The organism is Vibrio sp. V43_P6S15P86, from assembly GCF_009904725.1.
In the GTDB taxonomy this organism is placed as follows: Bacteria; Pseudomonadota; Gammaproteobacteria; order Enterobacterales; family Vibrionaceae; genus Vibrio; species Vibrio diabolicus.
Genome location: NZ_WXWT01000286.1, coordinates 1 through 7,729, shown reverse-complemented (window position 1 = coordinate 7,729; position 7,729 = coordinate 1). Strand labels below are relative to the sequence as shown.

General features: G+C 45.5%; 5 protein-coding genes. 4 read left to right on the top strand and 1 reads right to left on the bottom strand.

Annotation, left to right across the window (positions count from 1 at the left end):
- Positions 1 to 105: 105 nt before the first annotated feature.
- From speA to CAG69_RS12855, 4 genes are all read left to right on the top strand, one after another.
- The gene (gene speA, locus CAG69_RS12870; RefSeq protein WP_161444533.1) at positions 106 to 2,016 is read left to right on the top strand and encodes an arginine decarboxylase; all 1,911 of its coding nucleotides are present in this window, start codon (positions 106 to 108) and stop codon (positions 2,014 to 2,016) included.
- A gap of 1 nt (position 2,017) precedes the next feature.
- Positions 2,018 to 2,938 (top strand): agmatinase, encoded by a 921-nt coding sequence (gene speB, locus CAG69_RS12865; protein WP_005393578.1) that lies wholly within the window; start codon positions 2,018 to 2,020, stop codon positions 2,936 to 2,938.
- A 411-nt stretch (positions 2,939 to 3,349) separates the two neighbouring features.
- Positions 3,350 to 4,555 carry a multidrug efflux MFS transporter EmrD gene (gene emrD, locus CAG69_RS12860; RefSeq protein ID WP_005393574.1) on the top strand — a complete coding sequence of 402 codons (1,206 nt, stop codon included), beginning with the start codon at positions 3,350 to 3,352 and terminating at the stop codon, positions 4,553 to 4,555.
- Positions 4,556 to 4,866: 311 nt separating this feature from the next.
- Entirely contained in the window at positions 4,867 to 7,032 is a 2,166-nt protein-coding gene (locus CAG69_RS12855) for a S9 family peptidase (RefSeq protein WP_161444531.1), read from the top strand.
- 133 nt (positions 7,033 to 7,165) lie between these two features.
- On the opposite strand, the gene tnpA is transcribed toward CAG69_RS12855, so the two are convergent.
- Positions 7,166 to 7,627 carry an IS200/IS605 family transposase gene (tnpA, locus tag CAG69_RS12850; RefSeq protein ID WP_033007073.1) on the bottom strand — a complete coding sequence of 154 codons (462 nt, stop codon included), beginning with the start codon at positions 7,625 to 7,627 and terminating at the stop codon, positions 7,166 to 7,168.
- Between the last annotated feature and the right edge of the window lie 102 nt (positions 7,628 to 7,729).

The window sequence follows — 7,729 nt, the reverse complement described above, 5'->3', positions numbered from 1 at the left end:
CACGGAGTTCGTGTCAGGGTATGAGGTTAATGCCTCATGATTTGCTTTTTTGTACTTTTCCTTCTAATTAATTAAGGACTTAAGTACATTTTTGTGAGAATCGAGTTGGAAAAAGCAACTAAATTAGACCGCATCCGCGCGGACTACAACGTTCACTACTGGAGCCAAGGTTTCTACGGTATTGATGACCAAGGCGAGGTTTACGTATCACCTCGTAGTGATCGTGCACATCAAATCCCTTTCAGTGCCATTGTAAATGAGCTAGAAGCGAAGCAGTTAAATCTGCCTGTATTAGTGCGCTTCCCGCAAATCGTGCACCAACGTGTGCATGGAATTTGCCACGCTTTCAACCAAGCAATTGAAGAATACCAATATCCAAACAAATATCTGTTGGTGTACCCAATTAAAGTAAACCAACAACGTGAAGTGGTGGATGAAATTCTAGCGAGCCAAGCTCAACTAGAAACCAAACAGCTTGGTCTTGAAGCGGGTAGCAAGCCAGAATTGTTGGCAGTACTTGCATTGGCTCAACAAGGCAGCTCCGTGATCGTGTGTAACGGCTACAAAGACCGTGAGTATGTGCGTCTTGCACTGATCGGTGAAAAGCTGGGCCACAAGGTATTCATCGTACTAGAGAAGCTTTCTGAGCTGGATCTGGTGCTAGAAGAAGCGAAAAGCTTGGGCGTAAAACCGCGCCTTGGTTTACGCATTCGCCTCGCCTCTCAAGGTGCGGGGAAATGGCAAGCAAGTGGCGGTGAAAAATCGAAATTTGGTTTGTCTGCATCGCAAGTGCTTAGCGTTATTGAACGTCTGAAACGCGAAGGCAGCCTAGATGCGATGCAACTGGTTCACTTCCACCTTGGTTCACAGATGGCAAACATCCGTGACGTACGTAATGGTGTGAATGAGTCTGCACGTTTCTACTGCGAACTGCGCGCACTGGGTGCAAACATCGAATACTTCGATGTGGGCGGCGGTTTGGCAGTCGACTACGACGGCACACGCAGCCAATCATCGAACTCGATGAACTACGGCCTTGCAGAGTACGCACGTAATATCGTCAACACAGTGGGCGACGTGTGTCAGCAATACGAACAACCAATGCCAGTGATCATTTCTGAATCCGGTCGTTCACTAACAGCGCACCACGCTGTGTTGATTTCTAACGTAATTGGTACAGAAACGTACCAACCGGAAGAAGTGCATGAACTTGGCGCAGATGCTCCACTTTTACTACAAAACATGTGGCGAAACTGGGAAAACTTACAAGATGGTACCGACGCTCGTGCGTTAATTGAGATCTACAACGATACCCAAAGTGATTTGGCAGAGGTACACTCTCAATTCGCAACTGGCGTGCTTAACTTGGAGCAACGTGCGTGGGCAGAGCAACTGTCACTGCGCATTTACTTCGAACTAAGCCGCAAGATGAGCACTAAAAATCGCTTCCACCGTCCAATTCTGGACGAGTTGAGCGAACGTCTTGCAGATAAGTTCTTCGTGAACTTTTCTCTCTTCCAATCTCTACCAGATGCTTGGGGTATTGATCAGGTGTTCCCTGTTCTGCCACTTTCTGGTCTTGGCGATGCGGAAGAGCGTCGTGCGGTAATGTTGGACATCACCTGTGATTCTGATGGAGCGATCGATCACTACGTTGATGGTCAAGGCATCGAGAGTACGCTACCTGTACCAGCTTGGAGCAAAGACAAACCGTACCTAATGGGCTTTTTCCTAGTAGGCGCATACCAAGAAATCCTTGGTGACATGCACAACCTATTTGGTGACACCCACAGTGCAGTAGTCAATGTTGATGAACACGGTCAATTTGAGATCAGTTACATCAATGAAGGTGATAGTGTAGAAGACATGATGCGCTACGTTCATATCGACGTGGATGCGATTCGTGACAATTACAAACAATTGGTTTCCCAAAGAGTTGAAGCCAATGAACAAGCACAAATCCTAGCAGAACTAGAACAAGGTCTAGCGGGATACACCTATTTAGAGGACTTCTGATATGAATGATTTGTTTACTAAAACCGATTATTCGCTTTACTCCAACTCTATGTCGTTTTTACGTCTACCGTACATTCGTAATCCGGTATCGGCAGACGCAGACGTTGTGGTGCTAGGGGTTCCTCTGGACATGGCTACATCTGGTCGTCCAGGCGCACGCATGGGGCCAGATGCGATTCGCCGTGCCTCAGTCAACTTGGCATGGGAAGGTAAGAAGTTCCCGTGGGACTTCAACGTATTGGATAAGCTGAAAGTGATCGACGCGGGTGACCTCGTGTTCGATTGCGGTGATGCGGAAGATTTCACTTACCGTCTAGAGGCGGCAACCAGTGAAATTCTAAAAAGCGGTAAAACCATGCTGGGATTGGGCGGTGACCACTTCATCACACTGCCTATCCTGCGTGCCTACGCGAAGCATCATGGTCAAATGGCTCTGATTCACTTTGATGCTCATACGGATACCTACGCAAATGGCAGTTCATACGACCACGGTACAATGTTCTACCATGCGCCGAAAGAAGGTTTGATCTCTGCGAAGAACTCCGTACAAATCGGTATTCGTACTGAATACAAACAGCAGGATCACGGCTTTAATGTGATTAATGCGATGCAAGCGAATGACATGTCGGTGAACGAGATCTTAGAAGAGATTCGTCGTACCGTCGCAGATAAGCCAGTGTATGTTACTTTTGACATCGACTGCTTGGATCCAGCCTTCGCACCAGGAACAGGTACACCCGTTTGTGGTGGCTTGAACTCAGACAAAGCACTGAAGATCATTCGTGGCTTAGCCGGTATGAATATTGTGGGTATGGATGTTGTAGAAGTATCGCCTCCGTACGACCACAGTGATGTTACCGCATTAGCGGGAGCAACCATCGCGCTAGAAATGCTTTACGCATACGCATCTGGCCGCGAATAAACATAATCATTTCTAAGGGAGCTTCGGCTCCCTTTTTGTTCATGGTGCCTTCTCCAGTCTTTTCTTCGTTCGAACCATGTCTTGCTCTGGCTAACCAAAACAATTCTTCTCCCCTCGATTTTAACCATAAAAACCAATGACCTATAAGTAGGTTTACATTCACAACAAATAAGAGATTTAACGTAATTCAACAAAGAAAAGCAGCCTATTTCCGAATGCAAATTAAGATTAGTTTTTCTAATGCATATTATAGATTTTTATCTTGCTCAACTTCACACTTTTCGATTGCTAATTGTACACGCAAAGACTAATATCTCGCGCAAATAGCCCCGTAACACCAAAAGTCTGTTGGCACTCTGCATTAGAGCGCTAAGGGTTTTTACGTCTTAAATTTTTTGGAGAGATACGCAAATGTCTGCTTCGTTTCCATTAGCGAAACTTACCTTTTTAATCGCAATATTGACTGCCGTGGGTCAAATGACCCAAACAATGTACGTGCCTTCAATCGGTCATATGGCGGGTGAGTTTTTGGTGTCTGCGTCATCACTTCAAGCTGTGATGGCTTGTTACCTGATTCCATATGGCTTATCGCAATTCGTGTACGGTACGTTATCGGACCGCTTAGGTCGCAAGCCAATCATCATAGCAGGCCTACTTATCTACATCGTAGGTACATTGGTGGCGCTCTTTGCACACCAATTTGAATGGTTCTTGATTGGTAGTTTCATCCAAGGTTTAGGTATTGGCTGCGGTGGTGCGATGTCACGTACTCTGACTCGCGACTGCTTTGAAGGTTCTGAGCTACACAGAGCAAATAGCTTAATCAGCATGTGTGTGATTTTCTCACCATTGTTGGCTCCCGTACTTGGCGGCTACTTAACCGAAGCGTTTGGCTGGCGCTCTAGCTACCTATTCTTAGCGCTGTTTGGCATTGCAGTGGTGATTACCATGATGACCAGCATGATGGAGACGCTACCAAAAGAGAAACGCAAGTTCGAACCAGTAGCCAAAAGCTACAAACACGTTTTGTCTGACCGCCGCTTCCAAGGCTTTTTGATCTGCCTAGTTGCGACGTTTGCTGGCGTAGGTGTGTTCGAGGCAGCAGCTGGTGTATTGCTAGGTGGTGTATTGGCATTACCAGCAACAACGGTAAGTTTACTGTTTATCTTACCGATCCCGGGTTACTTGGTGGGTGCCGGCTTATCTAGCTACATCGCGCAGCGTCGCTCTGAGCGTCGTGCTTTAAATGTGGGCTTGGTATCGATTTTTGTTGGCTCTGCTATTGTGCTCATCCCTGGCTTGTTTGGTTTAACCACGGCGTTAACGCTGGTTGGTGGCGCAACCGTGTACTTTTTGGGTGCGGGTATCCTATTCCCAGCCGCAACAACCGGAGCAATTGCGCCATTCCCATATCATGCAGGAACAGCAGGCGCGACATTGGGTGGCATGCAAAACTTGGGAGCAGGTATTGCGACCTTGCTTGCATCACTATTTCCAGCGCACAACCAGATGCCACTAGGTGTTTTGATGATGGCAATGTCGGTAATTGCAATGCTTGGGCTCATGTGGGTAAATCGAGCGCACAACCACTCAAACGAAGTGCCGCAAGTCATCTGATCATTATCGACTAACGTTCAAAATCCAAAAGGGACACACTAAACTAGTGTGTCCCTTTTTTCATATCACACTATATCGATTTACCGATGAGAATGATTTAACTTTCGAATTGATATTTGTTAAAAATAACAGCTGCTTACACAATGTGTTTTCAGCTCCCTTCAAATTAAGTAGCCAACTCGGAAATATTGAGAATTCTCACTTTTTCGGCACACCCCATAACAAAGAATGGACAACTGAAAACCACTAACGAAATTAAAGCCCAGCCCTCAGGATGAGGCCACTTGGGTGTACAATAAGGATAAAAACAGATGCGTTTCACTTTAACTACGTTGGCCGTCTCGGTCGCGCTTGTCGCCGGATGCAGCAATCAAGGAACTCCCAGCATGACTCAATACTCCCAATCACAGATCGTTGCTCAACAAACTCAAGCTCCGGTTGCGAAAAAAGTCCCTCACGCGATGACTATTCATGGTGATACTCGCGTTGATAACTACTACTGGATGCGTGACGACGAGCGTAAAGATCCGGAAATTTTGCAGCACCTAGAGCAAGAAAATCAGTATGCGGAAACCGTTCTCAAGCACACTGAAGCTCTTCAAAATGAGCTATTTGAAGAAATTAAAGGTCGCATAGCAAAAGACGACAACTCCGTTCCTGTGCGTAAAGGCAACTACTTCTACTCAAGTGAAGTGACCGGAGATAACGAATACGAAGTTCACCTTCGAGCTAAAGACTTTGCAGGCAAAAACAAGCAAGTCATTTTAGATGTCAATGAACTTGCAAAAGAACATGAGTTCTTCAGTATTGGCGGCTTGTACGTCAGTCCGAATGAAAACTTACTAGCGTATGGCGAAGATACATTAAGCCGCCGCGTTTACACTCTTAAGATCAAAGACCTGAAAACAGGCAATTACCTACAAGATGAAATCGAAGGCGCCTCAAGCGCGATTGCATGGCAGAACGATAACAACGCCTTTTACTACATCAAAAAAGATCCACAGACCTTGCTGGGCTACCAAGTGTATCGTCATGTTTTAGGCACGCCACAAAGCAGTGATGAGTTGATTTTTGAAGAAACCGACAGCGCCTATTACACCTCACTAAGCAAAAGCAAAGATGGCGAAGATATTTATATCTGGCATTCCAGTACAGAAACCAGCGGCGTCTCCATCATCGATGCGAACAACCCTAAAGCAAAGGCGAAGCCTTTTTATCCTCGTGAAAATGGCATTGAATACAGCATTTCTAAGCTAGGCGATTGGTATTACATTTATACCAACTATCAAGCCGTGAACTTCCGTTTGATGAAAGTTAAGCAAGAAGAGATGCACGATCGCTCTAAGTGGCAAGACGTGATTGCCGCAGACGACAACACTCAACTTGTCGACTTCGAGCTATTCGATGATCACCTCGTCTATGAGCAGCGCTCTAACGGCCTAGCAAGCGTCACTGTACGTCAGCTCTCAACAGGAAAAGAATTCCCCCTCACATTTAATGACGATGCGTTTGCAGCCTATTTGACAGGTAACCTAGAGCTGGATAACGAGAAAGTTCGTATTTATTACAGCAGTTTAACCACTCCAGGAACCTACTACGATTTCGATCTAAAAACGGGCGAGTCAGAAATCATGAAGCAAACACCTGTACTTGGTGATTTTAATCCTGACAATTACCAATCAGAACGCATTATGATCACAGCCCGTGACAGTAAAGAAGTACCCGTTTCTTTGGTGTATCGTAAAGACTTATTTAAGAAGGATGGTACGAATCCACTCTACCAATATGGTTATGGATCTTATGGCGCAACCATTGAGCCAACTTTCCGCTCGACACGTTTGAGTCTATTAGACCGCGGCTTTGTTTACGCCATCGCTCACATTCGCGGTTCTGAAATGCTTGGCCGTCCTTGGTATGAGGATGGTAAAAAACTCACCAAGCAAAACACATTCAACGACTTTATTGATGTGACTAAAGGTTTGGTTGAACAAGGCTATGGCGCGAAAGATAAAGTCTTCGCTGTTGGTGGCTCTGCAGGAGGTCTCTTAATGGGGGCAATCATCAACCAAGCACCAGAACTGTACCGCGGTATCGGTGCACATGTTCCGTTTGTGGACGTGGTAACCACTATGCTCGATGAATCAATTCCATTGACCACCAATGAGTATGATGAATGGGGTAACCCAAATAACAAAACATACTATGACTATATGTTGAGTTACTCGCCTTACGACAACATCAAGGCGCAAAACTACCCGAACATGTTGGTAACGACTGGCTTGCACGACTCTCAAGTACAGTACTTTGAACCAATGAAGTGGGTCGCCAAACTTCGTGAAATGAAGACAGACGATAACGTCTTGTTGTTCAAAACCGATATGGAAGCCGGACACGGCGGCGCATCTGGTCGATTTAAGCGCTTAAAAGAAGATGCGCTAGAGTATGCCTTCTTCCTCGATTTACTCGATAAAAAATAAGCGTATTAATAGAACTGCATCTCTTCTAAAAAACTATCCACCGGCATAGCCGGTGGTTTTTCATATGCGCCTATAAGGCTCTCCTACTGGCAGCGCCCTAGCAGGCGCGTAGTGATCTGACATTTGCATATGACTATTTCCTGCGGCCCGTAAACGGGCTACCTGAATACGGGATCGACAATTGCTCTCCCATTTTATCCTGCTCTAGTTGGTGCTTTATGTAACTTTGTATCTTGCCGGTGTTTTTTCCTACCGTATCGACATAATACCCTCGACACCAAAATTCTCGATTCCTGTACTTAAACTTCAAATCTCCAAATCGCTCATAGAGCATCAGACTACTTTTTCCTTTCAAATACCCCATAAACGAGGAAACGCTCATCTTAGGTGGTATCTCTAAAAGCATATGAATATGATCTGCGCAGCATTCCGCTTCAATAATATTCACATTTTTCCATTCACATAGTTTTCTAAGTATCTCGCCTACTGCCCTTCGTTTCTCACCATAGAACACCTGCCTTCGGTACTTAGGTGCAAAAACCACATGATATTTACAGTTCCATCGCGTATGCGCTAAGCTCTTTTCGTCCCCCATTGGGACCCCCTTTCAATTCTTAATTAACTCTTGCAGTTGCCAGACCACAAGACGTTTTTATCAAATTGAAAGGGGTTATATAACTGACTTATAGCTGTAAGC